This is a genomic window from uncultured Aquimarina sp. (genome assembly GCF_947495315.1).
In the GTDB taxonomy this organism is placed as follows: Bacteria; Bacteroidota; Bacteroidia; order Flavobacteriales; family Flavobacteriaceae; genus Aquimarina.
This window is the reverse complement of sequence record NZ_CANLYD010000003.1, coordinates 216,555-238,534: the sequence shown is the minus strand read 5'-3', so window position 1 is coordinate 238,534 and position 21,980 is coordinate 216,555. Positions and strand designations below refer to the sequence as shown.

At 33.1% G+C, this 21,980-nt stretch carries 23 protein-coding genes; 5 read left to right on the top strand and 18 right to left on the bottom strand.

Annotation, left to right across the window (positions count from 1 at the left end):
• Positions 1–38: 38 nt before the first annotated feature.
• The 6 genes from Q0910_RS06795 to recR form a co-directional block, all read right to left on the bottom strand.
• Positions 39–581, bottom strand: coding sequence for an HD domain-containing protein (locus Q0910_RS06795; RefSeq protein ID WP_299213942.1), 543 nt, complete (start codon positions 579–581; stop codon positions 39–41).
• Positions 582–586: 5 nt separating this feature from the next.
• Positions 587–1,144 carry a hypothetical protein gene (locus tag Q0910_RS06790; protein ID WP_299213939.1) on the bottom strand — a complete coding sequence of 186 codons (558 nt, stop codon included), beginning with the start codon at positions 1,142–1,144 and terminating at the stop codon, positions 587–589.
• Between the two features lie 394 nt (positions 1,145–1,538).
• The gene (locus tag Q0910_RS06785) at positions 1,539–2,636 is read right to left on the bottom strand and encodes a T9SS type A sorting domain-containing protein (RefSeq protein ID WP_299213936.1); all 1,098 of its coding nucleotides are present in this window, start codon (positions 2,634–2,636) and stop codon (positions 1,539–1,541) included.
• A 378-nt stretch (positions 2,637–3,014) separates the two neighbouring features.
• Positions 3,015–4,349, bottom strand: coding sequence for a dihydrolipoamide acetyltransferase family protein (locus Q0910_RS06780; RefSeq protein ID WP_299213933.1), 1,335 nt, complete (start codon positions 4,347–4,349; stop codon positions 3,015–3,017).
• Between the two features lie 90 nt (positions 4,350–4,439).
• Positions 4,440–5,549 (bottom strand): glycosyltransferase family 2 protein, encoded by a 1,110-nt coding sequence (locus Q0910_RS06775; protein ID WP_366142648.1) that lies wholly within the window; start codon positions 5,547–5,549, stop codon positions 4,440–4,442.
• 45 nt (positions 5,550–5,594) lie between these two features.
• Positions 5,595–6,215 carry a recombination mediator RecR gene (recR, locus tag Q0910_RS06770; RefSeq protein ID WP_299213930.1) on the bottom strand — a complete coding sequence of 207 codons (621 nt, stop codon included), beginning with the start codon at positions 6,213–6,215 and terminating at the stop codon, positions 5,595–5,597.
• A 491-nt stretch (positions 6,216–6,706) separates the two neighbouring features.
• On the opposite strand from recR, the gene Q0910_RS06765 reads away from it, so the two are divergent.
• The 3 genes from Q0910_RS06765 to secA all read left to right on the top strand — a co-directional run bounded on the left by Q0910_RS06765 (position 6,707) and on the right by secA (position 11,238).
• Positions 6,707–7,282, top strand: coding sequence for a cob(I)yrinic acid a,c-diamide adenosyltransferase (locus Q0910_RS06765; protein WP_299213928.1), 576 nt, complete (start codon positions 6,707–6,709; stop codon positions 7,280–7,282).
• Between the two features lie 141 nt (positions 7,283–7,423).
• Complete coding sequence (locus Q0910_RS06760; protein WP_006989959.1) at positions 7,424–7,645, top strand: DUF2795 domain-containing protein; 222 nt, start codon at positions 7,424–7,426, stop codon at positions 7,643–7,645.
• Between the two features lie 236 nt (positions 7,646–7,881).
• Positions 7,882–11,238 (top strand): preprotein translocase subunit SecA, encoded by a 3,357-nt coding sequence (gene secA / locus Q0910_RS06755; RefSeq protein ID WP_299213923.1) that lies wholly within the window; start codon positions 7,882–7,884, stop codon positions 11,236–11,238.
• A gap of 81 nt (positions 11,239–11,319) precedes the next feature.
• Here the strand turns inward: secA and Q0910_RS06750 are convergent, their stop codons facing one another.
• Together Q0910_RS06750 and Q0910_RS06745 are read right to left on the bottom strand one after the other, a co-directional pair.
• Positions 11,320–11,928 carry a hypothetical protein gene (locus Q0910_RS06750; protein WP_299213920.1) on the bottom strand — a complete coding sequence of 203 codons (609 nt, stop codon included), beginning with the start codon at positions 11,926–11,928 and terminating at the stop codon, positions 11,320–11,322.
• A complete protein-coding gene (locus tag Q0910_RS06745) occupies positions 11,925–12,263 on the bottom strand; it encodes a PadR family transcriptional regulator (RefSeq protein ID WP_299213918.1) in 339 nt (112 codons plus the stop codon). Before Q0910_RS06745 ends, Q0910_RS06750 begins: the two co-directional genes overlap by 4 nt.
• A 117-nt stretch (positions 12,264–12,380) precedes the next feature.
• Here Q0910_RS06745 and Q0910_RS06740 point away from each other — a divergent pair, with 117 nt between their 5' ends.
• Positions 12,381–12,959, top strand: a complete 579-nt coding sequence (locus tag Q0910_RS06740; RefSeq protein ID WP_299213916.1) for a DUF4377 domain-containing protein — start codon at positions 12,381–12,383, stop codon at positions 12,957–12,959.
• Between the two features lie 84 nt (positions 12,960–13,043).
• On the opposite strand, the gene Q0910_RS06735 is transcribed toward Q0910_RS06740, so the two are convergent.
• The 5 genes from Q0910_RS06735 to Q0910_RS06715 form a co-directional block, all read right to left on the bottom strand.
• Positions 13,044–13,685, bottom strand: a complete 642-nt coding sequence (locus tag Q0910_RS06735) for a hypothetical protein (RefSeq protein ID WP_299213914.1) — start codon at positions 13,683–13,685, stop codon at positions 13,044–13,046.
• A 356-nt stretch (positions 13,686–14,041) separates the two neighbouring features.
• On the bottom strand, positions 14,042–14,731 hold the full coding sequence (locus Q0910_RS06730) for a peptidoglycan DD-metalloendopeptidase family protein (RefSeq protein WP_299213911.1): 690 nt from the start codon (positions 14,729–14,731) through the stop codon (positions 14,042–14,044).
• Positions 14,731–16,059: an NAD(P)-binding domain-containing protein gene (locus Q0910_RS06725; protein ID WP_299213907.1), complete on the bottom strand. Its 1,329-nt coding sequence runs from the start codon at positions 16,057–16,059 to the stop codon at positions 14,731–14,733. The genes Q0910_RS06730 and Q0910_RS06725 overlap by 1 nt, the downstream gene beginning before the upstream one ends.
• An 89-nt stretch (positions 16,060–16,148) precedes the next feature.
• Positions 16,149–16,535, bottom strand: coding sequence for a hypothetical protein (locus Q0910_RS06720; RefSeq protein WP_299213905.1), 387 nt, complete (start codon positions 16,533–16,535; stop codon positions 16,149–16,151).
• The gene (locus Q0910_RS06715; RefSeq protein ID WP_299213903.1) at positions 16,519–17,106 is read right to left on the bottom strand and encodes an RNA polymerase sigma factor; all 588 of its coding nucleotides are present in this window, start codon (positions 17,104–17,106) and stop codon (positions 16,519–16,521) included. The genes Q0910_RS06720 and Q0910_RS06715 overlap by 17 nt, the downstream gene beginning before the upstream one ends.
• 148 nt (positions 17,107–17,254) lie before the next feature.
• On the opposite strand from Q0910_RS06715, the gene Q0910_RS06710 reads away from it, so the two are divergent.
• Entirely contained in the window at positions 17,255–17,605 is a 351-nt protein-coding gene (locus Q0910_RS06710; RefSeq protein ID WP_299213901.1) for a DUF6249 domain-containing protein, read from the top strand.
• Between the two features lie 100 nt (positions 17,606–17,705).
• Here the strand turns inward: Q0910_RS06710 and Q0910_RS06705 are convergent, their stop codons facing one another.
• The 5 genes from Q0910_RS06705 to Q0910_RS06685 form a co-directional block, all read right to left on the bottom strand.
• Positions 17,706–18,344 (bottom strand): hypothetical protein, encoded by a 639-nt coding sequence (locus Q0910_RS06705; protein WP_299213899.1) that lies wholly within the window; start codon positions 18,342–18,344, stop codon positions 17,706–17,708.
• Positions 18,345–18,707: 363 nt separating this feature from the next.
• On the bottom strand, positions 18,708–19,007 hold the full coding sequence (locus tag Q0910_RS06700) for a hypothetical protein (RefSeq protein ID WP_299213896.1): 300 nt from the start codon (positions 19,005–19,007) through the stop codon (positions 18,708–18,710).
• A gap of 264 nt (positions 19,008–19,271) precedes the next feature.
• The gene (locus Q0910_RS06695) at positions 19,272–20,651 is read right to left on the bottom strand and encodes a hypothetical protein (RefSeq protein WP_299213893.1); all 1,380 of its coding nucleotides are present in this window, start codon (positions 20,649–20,651) and stop codon (positions 19,272–19,274) included.
• Positions 20,623–21,234 carry a hypothetical protein gene (locus Q0910_RS06690; protein WP_299213890.1) on the bottom strand — a complete coding sequence of 204 codons (612 nt, stop codon included), beginning with the start codon at positions 21,232–21,234 and terminating at the stop codon, positions 20,623–20,625. Before Q0910_RS06690 ends, Q0910_RS06695 begins: the two co-directional genes overlap by 29 nt.
• Positions 21,218–21,709, bottom strand: coding sequence for a sigma-70 family RNA polymerase sigma factor (locus Q0910_RS06685; protein ID WP_118464003.1), 492 nt, complete (start codon positions 21,707–21,709; stop codon positions 21,218–21,220). The genes Q0910_RS06690 and Q0910_RS06685 overlap by 17 nt, the downstream gene beginning before the upstream one ends.
• Positions 21,710–21,980 lie beyond the last annotated feature (271 nt).

The window sequence follows — 21,980 nt, the reverse complement described above, 5'->3', positions numbered from 1 at the left end:
CTTTTTATTATTTTAATTGGAACTTATTTCGCTTTCAATTAAACCAAGTCAATATTCTTTTCGTACGCTGAAATTTTTTGATTTAATCGATGATGGAGATATTCATTTTTACCTTGAAGAAATGCCGATATCAATTTTGCCTCTTCACAGTATTTGCTAATTTTTTCTTTAGTCCAGTGTTTTGGGGGTATTTGTAGATTGGTGATTCGATCAGCTATTTTAACGAGTCCTACTTCTTTCTGCAAGGCATTAATTCTAGCTAAGCTGTCCTTCATTCTTTCTTCTTTGGTTGACAAGCTTTCATTTTTAGTTAAAGCTTGTACAGCAACAGCTATTTTATGATTAAACTCATTTTTTATTTCTTCAAAATCTGCTGTTGTATCTTCAATGGCATCATGTAAAACAGCTACCTGAACTGCAAAATCAAGGTCAAAATTACCATCAGCTTGATACGCCATCAATACCTCCATAGCTACATTGGATATATGTAACAAATAATTGGCATTCGTGCCAGGTACTTTTTGATCACTATGTTTTTCTCCGGCAAATTTCATTGCTTTTTGATAGAGTTCTTGTGTCATGTTTTTTATCGTTTCAAATATTCAGTCACACTTCTTGATCTTACTTTTTTTATTAGTGTAAATATTGTAATAGCCAGAAGAATTAAATACCCAGTTATGATTTTAAAAGTTCCCAGATTTGCAATTACAAGAATAACTCCTGCTATTCCAGGTTTTCTACCTCCAACAAGTTCATATTCAATTCCACTTTCTATTTGAATCGCTAAATACAATGACCAAATAAAAATTCCTGTAATTGACACTAAAGCGAAAAGTTGGGCTTTCGTGTATTTTACAAAGCTAGGAAGTTCAGAACTATATGTAAAATCCTTATGGTCAGTTTTTATAAATTCAAAAACTTCGTTTTTAATAGTCTCGTCATCAATATACAATTCTTCTTCAGAGTCTTTTGCGAAGAATATTTTGATATAGTTTTTTCCACTTTGATTTTCTATCTTCTTAATATAAGCATATGGAATACTGAACATATCCTTTAAAATGGCAACATCAGTAGTTTCCGAATTTATTTTATTTAAATCACTTTCTTTCTGGTTTCCCTTATAAATTATTTTGTCTTTAATCAAAATCAGTTTATTCGACTTTGATTTTTTTAACTTCCAAATTTTATGCATTCAGCTTGATATTAATGATAATATTATAATTAAGTGTTGTTTTATCATAAAATGTTACTCTGCTTTTCGATTTTTCTGAGTATTGGTTGCTAACTTTACCTTTTCACAAGGATTCCGTCTTTATAAAAACACAACAACCATTCGACTAAGTTTCTAACCGCTATGATGATGTATATATTTTATTAGCTTTTGTTTTATTCGATTTTTTTTAAAACCGGTTAATAATATTAAACATATATTCTTGTTCGGCAACTATCGTCCAAATACCTATATCGAAAATAATCTTTTTTGCCAAATGGAATCATATAATAAAGCATCAAAGAACTTTACCTATAAGTTACCCTAATTATTTTTTGACTAACCTTACTATTTTACTTTTTGAACCTGAAGTGATATTCATAAAATACAAACCTTTGGAAAGCAAGCTTACATCAATAGTATTTGAAACTACATTAGACAAGCTCAAAACTTTTTCACCATTTACATCATAGACTACAACCTCATTTTTAGTGTCAGGAAAATTATTCAGATATACATAATCGCCAACTGGATTGGGATAAACATTAATTTTACTTTCATTTAAAACATCTTCTACTTCTAAAGTTTCATCTTCGAAAGTGATTATCAATTGAGTCCCAATGGTAGCATAGAAAGTATTATTTTGATTCGCTAGACCAAGCGAACCAGCTGCCAACCCTGGTATCACTAAGGTAAAATCAATTGGAAATACTGTTTCTGTTAAATCAATTTTAGCAATTGCATGATTAGACTGTCCCTCTACAGATATATATAAAAGGTCATCTACAACATGTATTTTCTGAATAGTGCCTGGAAATCCGGTTGCAATTAACACCTGACTTGGATTAGATGTTTCTAAATCCAACTTATAAATTGAACTCCTTATTCCTGATCCATCTGAATCACTAGCATAATATAACTCATTGTTATAAAAAGTTATATCTCCGATATTATTAGTCGTATCCGTATATACCGAACTATAACTGCTTGGACCAACACTTAAGTCAATAGTATATAAAGAACCAGTTGTTGCCTTATACAATATATTATTATGCAGGGTTAAACCATCCGAAATACCTGTTACAGAAAAATCCTCGGATACGATAGGTAAAGATAAATCTAAATCTACTTTACGCACTTCTGTAAAAGTACCAACATAAAGATCATTATTTACATCATCATATGTCATCTTCCAAGGACCAGTACCTGGGGCCCAACCTGTTGCTACTGTTACTGGGACTGGATTACTATCCCTTATATCTATTTTAGATACTTCGCCAGTATTAAATTCTCCCACATATAATGTGTTACCAACCAACACTATTGTAGTTGGGAAGTCACCTGCAAATGCATTCGTATATACTGTTTGAGCTTCTGATATTACCGAAATGCATAAAAAAAATAGTAAGTAAAATGTATATTTCATAAAGTAAAAAATTAATTAATCAGAATCAAATTAGTGACATTATCTAAAAAGTTATCTTGAATTAAAACTTCTAATCTCAACCCTTGATAATTTAGAAAATTATTTTCCAAAAATAGCAAATAACACATAGATCCATTCAACCAAAAAAGATAGTAAACGAATAATAACTTTCACTACTCTAAAAGGGTGGTTTTTTTATAAAAGAAACCACGACAGGTTTGTCGTGGTTTCTTGATAATCTTATTGAAAATTGTTTCTTCGTCTGTTCGAGTACTCCCGATTATAATTGGGAATGTATCGAAAACCATTTTATTACTAAAATCATTATTCTCGATACATCACACTTCGACAAGCTCAGTGTTCGGTATAGTGTAAATTTTAAAATTCTCTATTTACATCAAAAGCTTCCAGGTAGTCTTTTACGCGTTGTACAAACTGCCCTCCTAATGCTCCGTTTACTACTCGATGATCGTAAGAGTGTGATAAGAACATTTTATAACGGATACCAATAAAATCTCCGTCTGGCGTTTCGATCACGGCAGGTACTTTACGGATCGCTCCTAATGCTAAAATTGCAACCTGTGGTTGGTTGATAATCGGTGTCCCCATAATGCTACCAAAAGTACCTACATTTGTTACTGTATAGGTTCCGCTCTGGATATCATCTGGTTTTAATGCATTGGTACGTGCTCTGCCTGCTAAATCATTTACTGCTTTAGTCATCCCAACCAGGTTTAACTGATCTGCATTTTTGATTACCGGCACAATCAGATTACCATCTGCTAAAGCTGCTGCCATGCCCAGATTGATATTTTTCTTTTTGATCACAGTATCTCCAGAAACAGAAATATTGATCATCGGAAAATCTCTGATGGCTTTTGCCACAGCTTCCATAAATATCGGAGTGAATGTTAGATTCTCTCCTTCTCTCTTCATGAAATCTCCTTTTACCTTCTTTCTCCAGTTCCAGATATTGGTTACATCGGCTTCGATAAAAGACTGTACGTGAGCAGAAGTCTGTACAGATTCTACCATATGATGTGCAATCAATTTGCCCATTCTGGTCATTTCTATAATCTCATCCTCTCCAGATGCAACTACTGGTGCTGCTTTTGGAGCTTCTGCTTTCTTAGCAGGAGCTGTTTTTTGCTCCGTTACTGCTGGTGCAGCAGGAGTTGCTGCAGTTTTACCGGCTTTACGATCTTCTACAAACTGTAGGATATCATTTTTGGTAACTCTACCGTCTTTTCCGCTTCCAAATATATTTTCTAGTTCTGCTACAGAAATTCCTTCTGCGGCAGCGATATTTTTTACTAATGGAGAATAAAACTTAGAACTCTCTGAGAAATCTGCTTTGGCAGTCACGGTTTCTGTTACCGCAGCCATATTGTTTTCGATTACTGCTGCTGCTTCAGGAGCTGAAGCTACTGTTTTATTTTCTTCTGATACTGCTGCTTCTACAACACCTTCTCCTTCTGTTTCGATAATAGCGATCGTTTGGCCAACTTTTACAACATCATCAACTTCAAAAAGTTTTTCGACCAATACACCTTCTACTTCACAAGGAACTTCACTATCTACCTTGTCCGTAGCAATTTCTAATACTGCATCGTCCATCTCGATAGTTTCTCCAACTTCTTTTAACCAAGTTGTTATTGTTGCTTCTGCAACACTCTCACCCATCTTCGGAAGTTTAAGCTCAAATTTTGCCATATTCTTAATCAAAGGTATTTATTAGTTATATTTTTTGCGAAATTAATAAAAGTTAAGATCTTAAATTAATTTTTCTTTATTAAAGTTTCTTTAAAAAGTAATCACTTCGCCTTTTCCATCACTAAAATCACTTCCTAATATAAAATTACATCCTGCAGGCCTGATCTTAAAGGTCATATTCGATTTTTTTAATCGCTGCATGGAACTTATTATCTCATTAAAACTTAATAACTCATTGTCAAAGATAAGTTCGTTATTAGTATATCCCAAATTCTCCACGGATTCTAAAGAAGTAAATTGCACTTCTTTTTGTAATACATCGATAAGCTTCTGTTTTAATTCTTCATTTTCTGAAACCAGATAATACTGATCAATCACTCGTTTTTCTTTATGATTATTTTTGAATGATTGTATCAAAGATGTAAGTCGTATTCCAACCGATACGATAAAATCTAAAAACAAGTTACTTTTAAAATGTTTTTGATAAAACAATCGCATCGCGCCATAAAAGCGTTTGATATACTCTGCATTGCGATCGGTACTTTCGCCTTTATAATGGATTACAGGTATCGTACCGATGTAATAGTTTTCTAATCCTTTCTTTTTCATTTTATAAGAGAGATCGATATCCTCTCCATACATAAAATAGTCTTCATCAAAACCTCCTACGGATTTATAATTCTCTTTTTTTACCAAAATAAAAGCACCCACAAGAATGTCAACATTACCTATACCGTTAATAGGAATGTGATCTGAGTAATAATTTTTCACCTTACCTATTCTTATCCTAAAGAGTCTTCCGAATGATGTTAAAGGTGATGGAATATTTCTTTTACTTTCAGGATGAAAAATACCAACTCCGCTTATTAATTTTGGCCCTGCCATGCCTATACTTGGTAATTCCTTAAAAATTTCAAGTATATTAATAAAAGTCTCTTCTGCAACTACAGTATCAGGATTAAGAATACAGATATATTCTCCTTTGGCCATAGCAACTCCTTGATTATTGGCTTTAGCGAAGCCAACATTCTCTTTATTTTCGATCAATATACTATCAGGGAAACGTTCTCTGACCATTGCGCAACTATCATCAGGCGAGTTATTATCAATTACGATAATTTCTGCGTCCAAGGTAGCTACAGCTTTCTGAACGCTAAGGATACATAGCTCTAAAAAGTAACGTACATTATAATTAAGGATGACGACGGATAGTTTCAGAAGATCAAGTTTTAAAAGTGATACATATTACGAGTTCTTCAATGCATTTTCAAACGGAATTCTATTGATGATACTTCTTCCTAAAGTTACCTCATCGGCATACTCTAATTCGTCATTTACACCAATTCCTCTGGCAATAGTAGAAGTTTTTATCTCTATACCTTCTAATTGTTTATAGATATAAAAATTAGTGGTATCTCCTTCCATCGTAGCACTTAAGGCAAAAATCAACTCTCTCACTTCACCAGATTTTGCTTTTTCAATTAGTGTATCGATTTTAAGATTATGAGGCCCAATACCATCCATTGGACTTATTTTCCCTCCTAAAACGTGATATAAACCTCGGTATTGACTTGTACTCTCAATCGCCATAACATCTCTAATATCTTCTACTACACAAATGATATCCTGAATTCTATTAGGATTACTACAGATATCACAAACTTCTACATCACTAATGCTGTTGCATTTTTTGCAAAACTTCACCTCTTCTCTCAAAGTACCTAATGCTTTTACTAAATGCTGTGTCTGTGTTTCTGGCTGTCTTAATAGATGTAATACCAATCGTAATGCCGTTCGTTTACCAATACCTGGCAACTGTGACATCTCATATACTGCGTTTTCTAATAACTTTGAAGAAAATTCCATAGCGGTACAAATGTAGTAAAATAGTATTTGAGTTTGTTAGTTTTTGAAGCTATGAGTTTATGAGTTGATTTAGGAAAAGAAATATCTCCAATACTCCAGTACTCAGCTACTCAAAATACTCATCACTATTTACTACATTTACCGCAAAAGAAGAAATCATGTTTGATACACTTTCTGAAGAAACGCAATTGGTATTAGTCGTTATAGGAATAGCGCTCCTATTTTTTGTTGTGCGTTGGAATTCAGGACGAAACAAAAAAAAATTATACAATAGAGACAAAAGAGATTTTAGAAAGAATTATTTTAAAAAGAGGAAAAAATGACCCTTGAGTGGTTATTTGCCATAAAACACAATTAGCATTGAATATACAACTGAACTAATACCCTCTCTGTCCGCTCACGCGGACATCTCTCCCAAAGGGAGAGAAGCTTGAATTATTCTTTAATCAAAATTTATAACTTACTTGATATTACATACCTAAATAAAACAGATGAAGATATATACAAAAACAGGAGATAAAGGTACTACGGCATTATTTGGCGGCACCAGAGTCCCTAAACATCATATTCGCATAGACAGCTATGGTACCGTAGATGAATTAAATTCTCATATCGGTCTAGTTCGGGATCAACAAATAGATGAGTTAAGTAAAAAAGTATTAATTAACATCCAGGATAAATTATTTACTGTTGGAGCAGTCTTAGCAACCGATCCTGAAAAAGCAATACTAAAGAGTGGACAGAAACGACTTAATATCCCAACTATTTCTGCAGAAGACATAACACTTTTAGAAACCGAAATGGATCGTATGAATGAGTCTTTACCACCCATGACACATTTTGTGTTACCTGGAGGACACCAAACAGTGTCATTCTGTCACATTGCCCGCTGTGTATGCAGAAGAGCCGAGCGTTTAGCAACAGCGTTATATGAATTAGAGCCTTTTGAAGAGACCACTTTACAGTACTTAAACCGACTATCTGACTATCTATTTGTACTGGCACGAAAGTTGTCCAACGATTTGCAGGCAGATGAAATACAATGGATTCCTAAGAAGAATTCTTAACACTTTTGAAAGCCTAAAAATAAGTTAAGGGTAATACCCGAAAAATCACGTTCTTATAATTATTGTGTAAATAATTAATTTTTTACTTGACTTTTTAAACTAAAAAATTATTTTTGCAAAAAAAATTAAACCAGTAAGCATATGTATTGGACTTTAGAATTAGCATCTTATTTAAGTGATGCACCTTGGCCAGCAACCAAAGATGAGTTAATTGACTATGCAATTCGTACGGGAGCACCGCTAGAGGTTGTGGAAAACCTACAATCTATTGAAGATGAGGGAGATTCGTATGATTCTATAGAAGAGATATGGCCAGATTATCCTACTGACGAAGATTATCTTTGGAATGAGGATGAATATTAAAAAAATATTTAAATAGTATTAAAAGTCTCGCAAGAGGCTTTTTTTTTGCGTAAATTACGCCACTTTTTCAAGCTATTATATAGCCTGTAAAGTATTGTATAATATTGCCCTTAAGGCGTTGAGATTACACTATATTCCAAGAATTGGAGTTTAACTTAAAAAAAACCTTCACAGGATCAATAAGTTAGTTTCATTTTAAAATTAAAATCTCATAAAAAAACACATAACCATAAACCATGGGAGTTTTAGATTCTGTATTAAAAGTATTTGTTGGAGATAAATCCAAAAAAGATATAAAAGAAATCCAACCAAAGGTTGAATTGATCAAAAAGGAAGAACAAGCTATCGCAGCACTTTCTGATAATGAACTACGAGCCAAAACCGTAGAGTTCAAAAATTTCATTAACGAAGCTCGTGCCGATATCAATGCAAAAATAGACACACTTGCTGAAGAAGCGGATGCAACAGAAGATATTGACAGAAAAGAAGATATCTATGGAGAGATTGATAAGCTAAAAAAGGATGCATATGAAGCTACAGAGAAAGCATTAAATGAAATCCTACCGCAAGCTTTTGCTTTAATAAAAGAAACTGCTAAAAGGTTTGCCGAAAACGATGCGATTACTGTAGAAGCTACTACTTATGATCGTGAGCTTTCTGGCGACAGAGAACATATCACTCTAGATGGAGATCAGGCTATCTGGTCAACAAGCTGGGATGCTGCCGGTAAAGAGGTGAAATGGGATATGGTACACTATGACGTACAATTGATTGGTGGTATTGCACTGCACGAAGGAAAAGTAGCAGAGATGCAAACGGGAGAAGGTAAAACCTTAGTAGCAACGCTTCCTGTATATCTTAATGCATTATCTGGTAATGGTGTTCACTTAGTAACCGTAAATGATTATCTGGCACGTCGTGATAGCGAATGGATGGCACCAATTTTCCAATTTCACGGATTAACAGTGGATTGTATCGACAACCATAGACCTAACTCTGCAGAACGTAGAGCTGCTTATAATGCTGATATCACCTACGGAACTAATAACGAATTTGGTTTTGATTATTTAAGAGATAACATGTCTCACGCTCCAGAAGATCTGGTACAACGTCCGCATAACTATGCCATCATAGATGAGGTAGATTCTGTATTAATTGATGATGCGAGAACACCTTTAATTATTTCCGGACCAATTCCAAAAGGAGATATTCACGAATTTGATGAGTTAAAACCAAAAATCGCTGATATTGTTGGTGTACAACAAAAATATTTAACTACACTTCTTGCTGAAGCAAAGAAACTAATCAAAGAGGGTAACACTAAAGATGGTGGTTTTAAACTATTACAAGTATATAGAGGTATTCCTAAAAACAAAGCATTAATTAAATTCTTAAGTGAAGAAGGAGTAAAAATGTTACTTCAGAAAACTGAGAATTTCTACATGCAGGATAATAACCGTGAGATGCATAAGATTGATGCAGACCTCTATTATGTGATCGAAGAAAAGAACAATCAAATCGATCTTACAGATAAGGGTGTAGATTATCTTTCTGGTAAAGAAAACCCTGATTTCTTTGTACTACCGCAAATTGGGATGGAAATTGCTAAAATTGAAGACCTTGGACTATCCAAAACAGATGAAGCTGAAAAGAAAGAAGATCTTTTTAGAGAATATAGTGTAAAGAGTGAGCGTATCCATACCTTACGTCAGTTATTAAAAGCATATTCATTATTCGAAAAAGATGTGGAATATGTGGTAATGGATAACAAAGTAAAAATCGTTGATGAGCAAACCGGACGTATTATGGATGGCCGTCGTTATAGCGATGGATTACACCAGGCAATTGAAGCAAAAGAAAATGTAAAGATCGAAGATGCCACCCAGACATTTGCTACAGTAACACTACAGAACTACTTCCGTATGTATGGCAAACTATCTGGTATGACAGGTACGGCAGTTACCGAGGCAGGAGAACTTTGGGAAATCTACAAATTAGATGTAGTAGAAATCCCTACCAACAGACCTATTGCCAGAAAAGACAAAGAAGATTTAGTTTACAAAACCAAGCGTGAAAAGTATAATGCGGTTATCGAAGAAGTAACTGAATTATCGCGAGCAGGAAGACCTGTACTAATCGGTACCACTTCTGTAGAAATTTCAGAATTACTAGGTAGAATGCTTACTATCCGTAAAGTTCCTCATAATGTACTGAATGCAAAGCTTCATAAAAAAGAAGCTGATATTGTTGCCGAAGCTGGTAATCCTGGAGTTGTAACGATTGCAACCAATATGGCAGGTCGTGGAACGGATATCAAATTAAGTGACGAAGTAAAAGCTGCTGGTGGCTTAGCAATTATAGGTACTGAACGTCATGATTCTAGACGTGTAGACAGACAGTTACGTGGTCGTGCAGGTCGTCAGGGAGATCCAGGAAGTTCTAACTTCTATGTATCCTTAGAAGATAACCTGATGCGTTTATTTGGATCAGAGCGTATCGCTAAGATGATGGATAGAATGGGGCTGAAAGAAGGTGAAGTGATCCAGCATTCTATGATCTCTAAATCTATCGAAAGAGCTCAGAAAAAAGTAGAAGAAAATAACTTTGGTGTTCGTAAACGATTACTGGAGTATGATGACGTAATGAATGCACAACGTGAAGTAGTATACAAGCGTAGATATCACGCCTTATATGGTGAGCGTCTTCGTGTAGATCTTGCCAATATGATCTATGATACTGCAGAGGTGATTACCGAAGGAAATAAAAATGCGCAAGATTTTAAAAACTTTGAGTTTGAATTAATTCGTTATTTCTCTATGAGCAGCCCAATTACTGCCGAGGAATTCGAAAAAATGGATGCTCAGAAAATTGCTGGAGAAGTTTATAAAGCTGCTTACGAGCATTATCAGGATAAAATGAAGCGCAATGCTGAAGCTGCATATCCTGTGATTAAGCAAGTATATGAAGACCCTTCTAGTAAATATGAGCGTATTTTAGTTCCTTTTACAGATGGAGTAAAAAGCCTGAATGTTGCCACCAACCTTGAGAAAGCATATGAAAGTCAAGGAAAGCAATTAATTACAGATTTCGAAAAGAATATTACATTAGCTATCATTGATGATGCCTGGAAAACACACCTTCGTAAGATGGATGAGTTAAAACAGAGTGTACAGTTAGCTGTTCACGAGCAGAAAGATCCATTATTAATCTATAAATTCGAAGCTTTTGAATTGTTTAAATCGATGATCGAAGAAGTAAACAAAGATGTTATTTCTTTCTTATTCAAAGGAGAGCTACCAACTGGAAATACTCAGGACATCTCTGAAGCTCGTCAGGTAAAAAGAAAAGAAAATCTGGAAACTTCTAAAGAAGAAATCCCTAATATGGATGAGCGTGCTGCGCAAAGCAGAGCTGCAGGGCAAACGCAACAACGACAACAAGTAACCGAGACTATCGTTCGTGAGCAACCTAAAATTGGTCGTAATGATAAAGTTACTATCAAACACGTAATGAGCGGAGAGAGCAAAACCGTTAAATACAAGCAAGCTATTCCTCTAATTGAAAAGGGAGAATGGGTACTTGTGAGTGAATAGGCCTCAAAAACATCTATATAGAAACGAAAAAACCCTGAAGTGATACTTCAGGGTTTTTTCGTTTTATTTTACATTATTCCTCTAGGCAAGCGCTCGCTTATACATTGTAAAGAATAAAAATGGCAAATATCCAATAGCAAAAATAAAAGCTCCTGCTAATAATAATACCTCTGCACCCATCCAGTGCATCAGCTTAAACAATCCGGACAAACCTACAATAACACCAGAGATACAACCCAGAATAATTTTTAATCGCTCTGAAAGTGTTTTAGCAATTGCAACTTTATATCTATCAAAAGCTAACATTGGTACAAAAACCAACAATAATAATAGAAAACCAATTATAAAAAGCTTGTTGGCTCCAGGATACCATAATAGCTTAAAAGTAATTCCTGTAGTTAAGGTTAATGCACCAACAAATCCAATAAAATACATCAGTTTTTTCATCATAATAATTCGTTTTGAGTTTAATAAAAAAAATGTTTTACGTTCTAAATCGATCAAACCATTCGGTGCAAGTTCCGATATAGCATCCTGTAATGATTGATCAAATGTTTTACCAGCTTTTAGCTCACTTTCTACAACACAACATAAATGATCTAATATGTCATCTCGTAAAGCCGGTATTGTTAGGCCTTGCTTATTAACAAAATCCTTAATCCTTTCTTCTTGTTCAGTACTTAACTTCATATAACATCCAACTTTGGAAAAATAACGTTGTTAAGAGTTATCATAAAATCTTTGAGTTCTTCTACATAAGTCACCTTTTCCTCCTTTCCTTTTAATGTTAGTAAATAATACTTTCTAACCCTTTTTCCGATGTACTCCTCTTCGCAAGTCAACAAGCCATCTTTCTTCATTTTTTGTAATGCAGGGTATAAAGAACCATCCTTTAATAAGATTTTACCTTCAGAGCGTTCTTTTACTTGCTGAAAAATCTCATACCCATACATTCTACCCTTCTCCGATAATAGATTAAGAATAATCACAGATAAGGTTCCTTTAAGTAGTTCTTTTGAATACATAGTTCAAATATACATAAAAATACAATACATCATAATTCTATGTATTTTTTTTAACATCATCTATTATAAAACTGAAGCAACCTTTTAGCATTTTTTTGATCTTATAATAAAACTACAATGAAAAAAATATTGTTTTTACTAGTTGTATCACTTATTCTAAGTTCTTGTAGTGATGATGATGAAGTCTTTGAAATCACTACTATTAGAGTTAATCACTATAAAACCACTACCAATGGATTCTTTTTTGGAGGCCTAGGAACTGTGTTATTGATTGAAGAAGGCAATCAGATCGGGCAAGACAACTTTACACATACTTTTAATGGAATTAATGGTTTCGACTATGAATTAGGCTTTATTTACGATCTAAAAGTAAGTAAAACCAAGCTTGCAAATCCTCCTGAAGATTCTTCTAACATCAGAATCGACTTATTGGAAATTATCTCTAAAATGCCAGTTTCATCGGATACCGAGTTTAATGTTCGCTTGACCTTAAATCAGACTGATGGAATATTTAACAATTGGGTATTTGTAGATCAAGACAATAATTATTCAATACTAAATTCTTCGATACGTATTGATTGTGAAAATTTATGCAATGAATTATCTGCTAAGATTAGCAATCAAGAACAACTTACTGGTGTATTTACACACGGTGAAGACAATGAATATATTCTGAAAGAAATTCTGAATGAATAATATCCTACATTTTATCAAAAAAAAAAAAGCGGATTCAAATGAATCCGCTTTCGTTTTGTTTCCCCTTTAATATATTTTAGTATACTATAAATCTGTAACACTGTTTTGAGCTTCAGTAAACTTCTCTACAATCACAGAATCACCTTTACTATTTTCAAGAAGGTATACACCTACAGGTAATTGACTAAGATCTATAATATTAGTTGTTTTTGATAAAACGTGAATTGTATCCTTAACTTCGAATAACTTTAACTTATCTCCTTCTTCAAAATCTAATACTATAATAAGACTACCTTCTCTCTGAATTGCTAATTGATTTTCATTAGGACTGATATAATTTTCTATGGTTACTTCTTCTGCATTTATTTCTTCATTCTCATCCAAAACGATTTCATTATCCCCTTCAACAGTAAACTCTTCTTCTTGTAAGATAACAGCTCCCTCAATCATAAGCTCTTCTTCCAGACGATCAATCACTACAGACTGTCCTTGATTGTTCTCTAATAAATAAGAACCAATTGGTAATTGACTTAAATCTATACGTGAATAAGATTTTGACAATATATGATCTCCAGTTTCTAGTTCGAATAATTTTAACTTGTCGCCTTCTACAAAATCAACCACTTCAACAGTTAAACCATCTTGGTATACTGCAAGTGCATTATTAGCATTAGCAAAAATTGAAATAGATAAAAATAAACTGAATATTAGGGCTGTAACTTTCATAATTTTGGGGGCTTTGAAGTTAAAGTATTACGGTTTTACCTTACAAGTATACTACTAAAAACCTACCACACCAACTAGTAATCAGACTTTTAGATGAAATAGTCGGTATTTTCGTTAAACTACCAAAAATATGTTAAAATAAACACAAAACAACTGATTATTAGCTATTTAAAAAAATAAAGTGCATAAAAAAACGGATGAAATAATTATTTTTACCGCCAAAAAACACATGTCACCTGTTCTGAAGTGCTTTTTTTCTTAAAATTGAAATAACATTCATCGTATAAAAAAGGACGAAATTACTTTAATGATTGTGATGAATACAATCTATCACTAAACCAATTCCAGTAATTAGATCAAATCTTCAATAGTAAATTCGGATCCGGGCAATTCTCTAAATAATATATCAAATCTCTTTTATTAGACACTCCTGGATAATCTCCTATATTTCCCTGCAAATCTTTCATAATCTGAAAGTGTAAATGTGGTGCATAATCACCATTTACGGATGCATCGCCAAGTGTGGCCAAAACATCTCCAATTTCAAAACGCTGACCTATTTCTAAATTCTCGATAGACTTGATGGTTAAATGTCCGTACAAAGTATAAAAACTAACATCCTGAATTATATGTTTCAGAATAATCGTAGGACCATAGTCTCCAAAATTCTTATTATTCTGAAAACTATGAACAGTTCCTGCTATTGGAGCAAGCACTGCGGTTCGCGCATCGCACCAAACATCCAATCCTAAATGGATATTACGTTCGGTTTCTGGGTCTTGTTGATTAAAATGTTTACTTCTATTATAGATTCCACGTATTTCGTTATACCCCCCATAAGCTACCTTTGACTCATTTAAGGCTAAATATCCGCTTATATACTCTTCAAAAGCTTTAGAGGAAGATACATCTATTGCTTCCAATCTTTTGTTATCTATTGACAAGTCAATAGCAACATAATCTTCCTTAGAATAAATTGCATCAACAACAGGAATAAAACTTTGAGATAAACTCTGGATAAACTGGGAGAATGATGTATCTGTCATTAGGCGCTTTTTGAAATCTTTTTAGGTTCTTTAGAAACCCAATTTTTAGGTAATTGTTTTAATAATGCTTTTCTAAACTTATGATAATCCACTGTTATCGTATGTCTGGGAGTATCGATTTGTTTATAATGAGGATGTGTTACTTCTCGTTCACATAGTTTCTTAATATTTGTTGGCATTTTCCATTCGTTAGTTAAGTAATTTGCCAATACTTTACTTTGCAGTTCTGATCCAGGCCAAATGCATCCCAAAGGCTGAAACATTCCAACAAAAAACAAATTATGATATTCTTTGTGAAACATTTTAAGATATAACGGAACCGGGCCTTTACTATAATCAATTAAAGATGTATCAAAGAATGAATGCTTCAGCACATAACCCGTACACGCAATAATTACATCAAAATCATCTTTTGTTCCATCCTTAAAATATACTGTTGTATCATCCAGTTTTTCAATATCAACTTTTGGATGTGCTTTTCCGTGTCGGACTTTATATAAAAGCTCATCATTTATAGTTGGATGCGTTTCTCCAAACTTTGTTTTTACTTCCTGTAGACCATATAACCTGTTCTTGCCTAACATAATATTTAGCAACCTATCATTAAACCAGCTTCGGATTCTCACGGGAAGCCAGGAAGATCGAGCTCCAACAACATCTGAAGGCAACCCAAAAAAGAATTTAGGAATAATTCTATATCCTCTTCTCCAACTGATTGCAGTTTTCTTACTTACCCTACTGGTTTCTACAGCAACGTCACAGGCGGAATTACCTCCACCAATTACCAATACTCTTTTATCTGCAAACGGTGCTGCTTTTTTATAGGTATGAGAATGCATAAATTCTCCAGAAAACCGACCTGGATATTGAGGTATTCTAGGAACAGAATGATGACCATTACAAACTACTAAATCTGTAAATGATTCTGTTCTTTCTTTTCCATTTTGTAAAATTGTAATACACCATTCTTCACTACTAATTCGTTCACAATGCTTTACTGTAGTTTCAAATTCTATATGCGGATAGAGTCCAAAGTGCCTGGCATACGCCTGAAAATATCTTCTTAGCTCATCGTGAGATGGATAATCTGCTACTGTAGTATCAAAATCATCAAAGGTAAAATCCTCATACTGAGACAAGGTTTTGGAACTAATGATATGAGTGGTTTCGAATACACTGGAATGGCTGATATCTTCAGAAAAAATCCAGTTACCACCAACTTCCTGATTACGGTCATACACAACAACCTCTAAGTTTTTATCTTTTAGATTTTTAAGTGCGGTAATACCACTAGGTCCTGCTCCAATAATACATATTCTTTTTTTCATACCGTATACAACCAAATGAAGTATGTAAAATAAAGAATGTATTGAAGTTTAAAAAATGTTTTATGATTTCGATTGAAAAACAAATCAATTTAGACGGAGTATATCTTATCGATCCTCCTTTTAATTACTGTAATTTGTACCATAAATAAAATTGCAAGGAATATGATTCCGTACATTGTGGCACTATGAAGCTTAAAACCAGCAAATGGATTCTTAACACCATTTAAAAATGAAAAATCCATTTTATCTAAGATCGATGTTCCTTCTGATAAGAATGGCAAAGAAATTAGTATCCCAATAATTAATACACCCATCACCAACCAAGCTTTTTTAGAGATTAATGGTTGATAGGTGATAGATCTATCCACTGAAGTGATCTTTATCTCACTCATTACATTTTGCAAAAAATCCACAGATGGATGTTCTGCACCTGCTTCTTTTACTAATCTCTTAATGTCTTTATATTGCTCTTCCATTATTAGCATTAATTTCTGGTGAAATATGATACTTAAGTATCGAATATAGTTTTTTTCTACTGCGATATAACTTTATTTTTATATTATCTTCTGTCAAACCGACAATTTCTTTGATCTCTTTTACGCTTTTCTCTTCAAAATAATATAAGGTTATAATCGCCGACTCTTCCTCTGGGAGCTTAAGTATACTATCTGATATAACCCGTTTTCTTTCTACATCTTGCAAATAACTTAATGCGTCATTAACTACACCTACTTCTCCCTCACTTATTTCTTCTATAAGCTCCGTAGCTACAAAACGCTTATTTTTCTTTATTGCATCCAAGCTTTTACGATATGCAATGGTGTATAACCAAGTCGAAAATTTAGCTTCTCCCCTATACTTAGACAAAGACTTATACGCCTTAATAAAAGTATCTTGAGCTATTTCTTCGGCTTCTTCTTTATTTCTAATCATTCTGAACACTATCGTATACACCAAGCTTTGATAGCGTTCTACCAAGCTAGAAAAAGCATTTACCTCTCCTTTTAGTACCTGCTTGATATAATATTGATCTGTTTGATGGTTCATTTACACATTAGACGACACAATTTTGTTTATGGTTACATCCTACTACGAAAAAGATACAAAATAATTTTTTTAAGATTTTTGTAACCAAGTTCTGATCTATGACGTCATAGTTAAAAACGAACAGTTAAATTTTTTAAATCTAAAAATTATGAGTTTTATCGAAGCACTAATACCATTATCAATATTCGGATGCATTTTTGGTATTTTTTATTTATTTTTTACTGCCAGAAACAAGGAACGTATGGCTCTTATTGATAAGGGAGCCGATGCCTCTATCTTTTATAGCAGTAAGGAGAAAAGAGTAACTCCCATTTGGAAAGTTTTTATTCTTAACTTTTCATTACTATTAATGGGTATTGGTTTAGGTATTTTTATAGCTGGAATACTCCACTACACACTAGGAGTAGATGGAGAAGTAGCATATCCAGGAACCATCTTTTTAATGGCTGGCGCAGGATTATTTACTGGTTTTAAAATGACTAGTAATTTGGACAAATAAGCTATCTAATAGTTTATAAAATTATAAAGACCTATCATTTCTGATAGGTCTTTTCCCCAAATTCCACTTATTCTATGATTAATAAAATAAATTTAATCTTCTAGTTATATGCTACTGTATCTTCATATTGAAGTTCTACATCAAATTTCTCTATCATTACAGCTTGTCCTCTATCATTTTCTAATATATATTTTCCAGTAGGCAACTGCGTAAGATCAACTAATTTTGTTGTTTTGGATAAAATGTGAACCTTATCTACAACTTCAAATAATTTAATTTTATCTCCTTCTTCAAAATCAACAACAGTAATAAGATCTCCATCTCTCGTTATTGCCAAAGGATTTACTTCTGAAGTTAAATAGTACTCTTCTAACTCTTCTTCTACACTCATATCATTAACAGGCATTGAATCACTGTCAACTTCAACTATATACTCTGTTCCTAATTCTTCTTCGATAACAATATCAAAATCTGTTTTCTCTATTACTACAGACTTACCTTCATTATTTTCTAATAAGTATTTTCCTGATGGCAATTGACTAAGGTCAATTTGACCTCTTGTTTTAGATAGAATATGATCACCCGTTTCTACTTCAAACAATTTGATCTTATCACCTTCTTTAAAATCAACTACAACCACAACCAATCCTTCTCTAGCAATTTCCAAATTATTATCTTCAATCCTTGCATTAAGGTTTGTGAAGAAAAGTAAGCTGAAAATAAATGCTAAAGTTCTCATTGTCTGTAATTTTTAGTTGTAATATTATTACGTGATTACCATACAATAATATTGCTAAATAATCGTTTCCCGAAAAAAATAGCTAACTTTTAGATCAAACGTTTTTGATTTTCGACCAATGACACAAAAAAGTTAATTTCTGCAGTTTTAAATTGCTAAAACACTGGTTATCAATATTTTATTTTTTATAAAATTGTTAAAACATAGATTAAACGCACAATATTTAGGTGAACAAACCAAAAAGCGCTGTTCTTACAATTATAATTTTCTTAAAAAAACATTAATAACCAGCATTATATGTAAAGAAATTTAACAATTGTAGTGGTAATTTACTTACAGAAGTATGTATTCTTTGGTTTCTAATCATTTAACAAAGAACTCTGAATCGATTCGTTTCTCGACAACTACTTTTCGTCCATTTTTATCAATTAAAAGGTATTTTCCAGCCGGAAGTTGGCTTAGATCGAAGATTCCCCTCTTGGTTTTGTAGGTAATAATCTTACCTGTTCTTAACTCGAATAATTTGACTTTGTCCCCATCTTTAAAATCCACTACAGTAATAATGTTTCCATTACGGCTGACGATGAGGCTTTCGTCATTCCCATTATTTCCAAACAAAACTGTAGCACATATTAAAGAAAAAATTAGTAATAATTTTTTCATAAGCTACTTAAAATTAGATTGATATGATTTGTATTTTCCCACTTTAAATTTACTACAAAAAGAGAATCACAAAAAGAGTCTTGAAGATTTTTAGCTTAAGTTTTTCTATACCCGATGAAATGCACAAATAGACACTGTGAAAATTAAAAATGTAATCTTATATTTACAAGAAAAAACGTTTATACAGGTAAAATCAACCAATAAAAAAAGCTCTACTAAACTGATTAGTAGAGCTTTTCAACAATTAACACATTATTATAAAAATTATTGTAGTATGATATCGCTATACTTAGCGTTTATTGTAATTACCTTATCTGTATCTCTGGTTTTGTTAAATCCATTTACAAATACATTGCCAAAATTTCTTCTTGCATTTGCTTCTATGGTCTTAGGTATAGAGATCCTACTTTGTACTCCACTGAAGGCAATGTTAAAAGCAGCCTCAGGAAGGTTTAACTTGAAATCACTATTCTCTATCGCCAAATCCAGGGTAGAAAATGATTCTGAAAGATTTGCAACTGTAATTGCTCCAAAACTTCCGGAGATAGCTGCATTCTCTTCTAATTCCTGAATAAAAATATTACTAGAGTCTGCATTTATTCTAAGATTCTTAGCATTCTGAATTCTGCAATTTTTCACATAATTAACAGCCAATCTACCATTATTCCATTGTTTGATAAGTACTGGAGAATAAGAAGTTCTGATAAATGTACGATCCCCATCAATGACATTAGCTTCTAAACTGGTGTGAGATAAAGAGGCTATCATATTCGTTGTTTTTTCTGCTAACTTGACATTACCATGTCTAATATTCAGTTTAAGCAACGCCTCTTTTGGTAATCTAACCTTTACGATTCTATTTATGGCACCTGAATTATTCATTCTAGAACTGTATCTATATACCGTAACATTAGATCCATTTGTTTGGGTTATTTCTAAATCTCCAGAAAATTGAGAAGCCCAGGCTTGCATTCTTCGAGCAAATTCTTCTCCTGCCCAATCCTGAGAAGTAATCGATCCATTTGATTGGATTTGCGAAGTATTCTTATTTAATTCTTTTGTCCAATTTTTTACAACACTTTCGTAATTATCACCAAATTTTTCCTTAATCTGATCCCCCCACTGCTGGATATATTTTTCCTCATTTTCCTTAAACTTATTCGTATCAAAATTCATACTTGCCAAGTTTTCAGACAATGCACTTGGCATTGGGTTGTTTTTCATATTCTTTAGAATAGGCCTTAACATATCCGAAATAACAGGCTCTAACCTTCTGAATTCTGGTAAATCAGCGTTCTTTGTATTAGCGGCGGATACATTTCCCGACCAAAAATTACCAGTAATAGAATTTATGGTAATTTCGCGACTATTACCCAATGCTTCTATTCGCCAGTTTTGCAAGAAACGTTCTTTGTTGTCTTCTGTAATATCATCACCTTCAATATATGCTTCTATCGCTACGGAATTTTTATTCCAAGTTTCGAATACAACTTCTGTATGACTGGTATTTAGATGAACTGTAACATCCTTATTTACTACAAACTTCTCACTTAATTTATCTTGTCTATTCTGCGCAAATACCCCAGAAAAACATACTAAACTAAGTGTAATAATATTAAGCTTGTATATCAATGTAATTTTCATTTTCAATTTTTTCTAATTCTTTTAGTTTGTCTTTTAGTCTTTTTAAAAGAGAGAGTCTAAGCGTCAAATTTTCTATCATAGCTTCAGCACTTTGCACATTAGGCCCCACTTCTATCAATTCTTTATTAAGATCTAGATATTCTTTATTTAGATTCTCTAATCGTTTCATAAAGCTTTCTACCAAATCTCTATTAGAGTCATCTACATTAATCTGAGATAATTGAAATTTTATACCCGTTAATAAATAGTTCTCTGCTTCTTCGTACTCCGGAAACATCTCAGCCAATGATGAAGTCTGCTTAGTTAGTACAACAGTAGCATTCTTTGCATCTTGCGTATCCACATCAACAACTTCTGTTCCGTCTATACCATTATTTCCAAACTCATTAAAAGCTAACATGGAAACAGACAGTATTATAACTACACTCGCAGCTATTCTTAACCAACCGTAGTTAAATTTTCTCGCTTTTTTAGGAAGCTCTTCTTCCAACCTAGCCATAAAACGGTTTTGGTGACCTTCTGTTAATCGCTCTGTAGGAATCTTGTTATCCTGTTTCAGTAACTCTCTAATATCCTGTCCCATCTCTCAAATGTTTTAGTTGATCCTGAAGCTGTTTCTTTCCTCTATGCACTAAAGTTCTCGAAGCAACCGGTGTAATATCTAATATCTCACTAATCTCTTTATGATCGTATCCTTCTATTAAAAATAGCATTACAGCATATTTATATTTTTCTGGTAATCTTTCTATAGCACTTTTCACCTCATCCACAGTAGTTGAGTCAGACACGGACCAATCATCCATTTCCTCTACTGTACCCATTACTTGTTCATTAATAGCAACCATATTCATTTTTTTTGCTTTGAGCATATCAATACTCTTATTAATCACTATACGTTTAAGCCATGCACCAAAAGTAACATCGCCGGTAAATTGATGGAGTTTCATAAAGGCTTTTATAAAAGACTCTTGCATAGCCTCTTCTGCCTCAAAAGGGTCCTTAAGAAATCGTAATGCAACATAATACATACCATCACAGTATTTATTATAAAGCTTCATCTGTGCTTTACGATCATTAGTCCTACATTGTTCTATTAGCTCGCTCTGTAACAAACTTATCCGAATTTTGGTTAGTGATTACTTCTTTAAAACTGCTCTAATTACTATTCTCTTCTAAAGACGACTTTCAATACTTACTTGTTGCAAAATTAAAGATAAAAATATTCAAAATAACTGAAACCATTGAATATCAAAATATTAATAAAAAATTAACGCCCTATCAAGTAAGTAATTTTTGTTAATAGGTACTAATAATCAATTAATCAACACC

Bases quoted from the DNA above. Each gene is read 5' to 3' on its own strand.
- Q0910_RS06795 (WP_299213942.1), bottom strand. From the start codon at position 581: ATGACACAAGAACTCTATCAAAAAGCAATGAAATTTGCCGGAGAAAAA.
- Q0910_RS06785 (WP_299213936.1), bottom strand. From the start codon at position 2,636: ATGAAATATACATTTTACTTACTATTTTTTTTATGCATTTCGGTAATA.
- Q0910_RS06780 (WP_299213933.1), bottom strand. From the start codon at position 4,349: ATGGCAAAATTTGAGCTTAAACTTCCGAAGATGGGTGAGAGTGTTGCA.
- recR (WP_299213930.1), bottom strand. From the start codon at position 6,215: ATGGAATTTTCTTCAAAGTTATTAGAAAACGCAGTATATGAGATGTCA.
- Q0910_RS06765 (WP_299213928.1), top strand. From the start codon at position 6,707: ATGAAGATATATACAAAAACAGGAGATAAAGGTACTACGGCATTATTT.
- Q0910_RS06760 (WP_006989959.1), top strand. From the start codon at position 7,424: ATGTATTGGACTTTAGAATTAGCATCTTATTTAAGTGATGCACCTTGG.
- secA (WP_299213923.1), top strand. From the start codon at position 7,882: ATGGGAGTTTTAGATTCTGTATTAAAAGTATTTGTTGGAGATAAATCC.
- Q0910_RS06750 (WP_299213920.1), bottom strand. From the start codon at position 11,928: ATGAAGTTAAGTACTGAACAAGAAGAAAGGATTAAGGATTTTGTTAAT.
- Q0910_RS06745 (WP_299213918.1), bottom strand. From the start codon at position 12,263: ATGTATTCAAAAGAACTACTTAAAGGAACCTTATCTGTGATTATTCTT.
- Q0910_RS06740 (WP_299213916.1), top strand. From the start codon at position 12,381: ATGAAAAAAATATTGTTTTTACTAGTTGTATCACTTATTCTAAGTTCT.
- Q0910_RS06735 (WP_299213914.1), bottom strand. From the start codon at position 13,685: ATGAAAGTTACAGCCCTAATATTCAGTTTATTTTTATCTATTTCAATT.
- Q0910_RS06730 (WP_299213911.1), bottom strand. From the start codon at position 14,731: ATGACAGATACATCATTCTCCCAGTTTATCCAGAGTTTATCTCAAAGT.
- Q0910_RS06725 (WP_299213907.1), bottom strand. From the start codon at position 16,059: ATGAAAAAAAGAATATGTATTATTGGAGCAGGACCTAGTGGTATTACC.
- Q0910_RS06720 (WP_299213905.1), bottom strand. From the start codon at position 16,535: ATGGAAGAGCAATATAAAGACATTAAGAGATTAGTAAAAGAAGCAGGT.
- Q0910_RS06715 (WP_299213903.1), bottom strand. From the start codon at position 17,106: ATGAACCATCAAACAGATCAATATTATATCAAGCAGGTACTAAAAGGA.
- Q0910_RS06710 (WP_299213901.1), top strand. From the start codon at position 17,255: ATGAGTTTTATCGAAGCACTAATACCATTATCAATATTCGGATGCATT.
- Q0910_RS06705 (WP_299213899.1), bottom strand. From the start codon at position 18,344: ATGAGAACTTTAGCATTTATTTTCAGCTTACTTTTCTTCACAAACCTT.
- Q0910_RS06700 (WP_299213896.1), bottom strand. From the start codon at position 19,007: ATGAAAAAATTATTACTAATTTTTTCTTTAATATGTGCTACAGTTTTG.
- Q0910_RS06695 (WP_299213893.1), bottom strand. From the start codon at position 20,651: ATGAAAATTACATTGATATACAAGCTTAATATTATTACACTTAGTTTA.
- Q0910_RS06690 (WP_299213890.1), bottom strand. From the start codon at position 21,234: ATGGGACAGGATATTAGAGAGTTACTGAAACAGGATAACAAGATTCCT.
- Q0910_RS06685 (WP_118464003.1), bottom strand. From the start codon at position 21,709: ATGAAGCTTTATAATAAATACTGTGATGGTATGTATTATGTTGCATTA.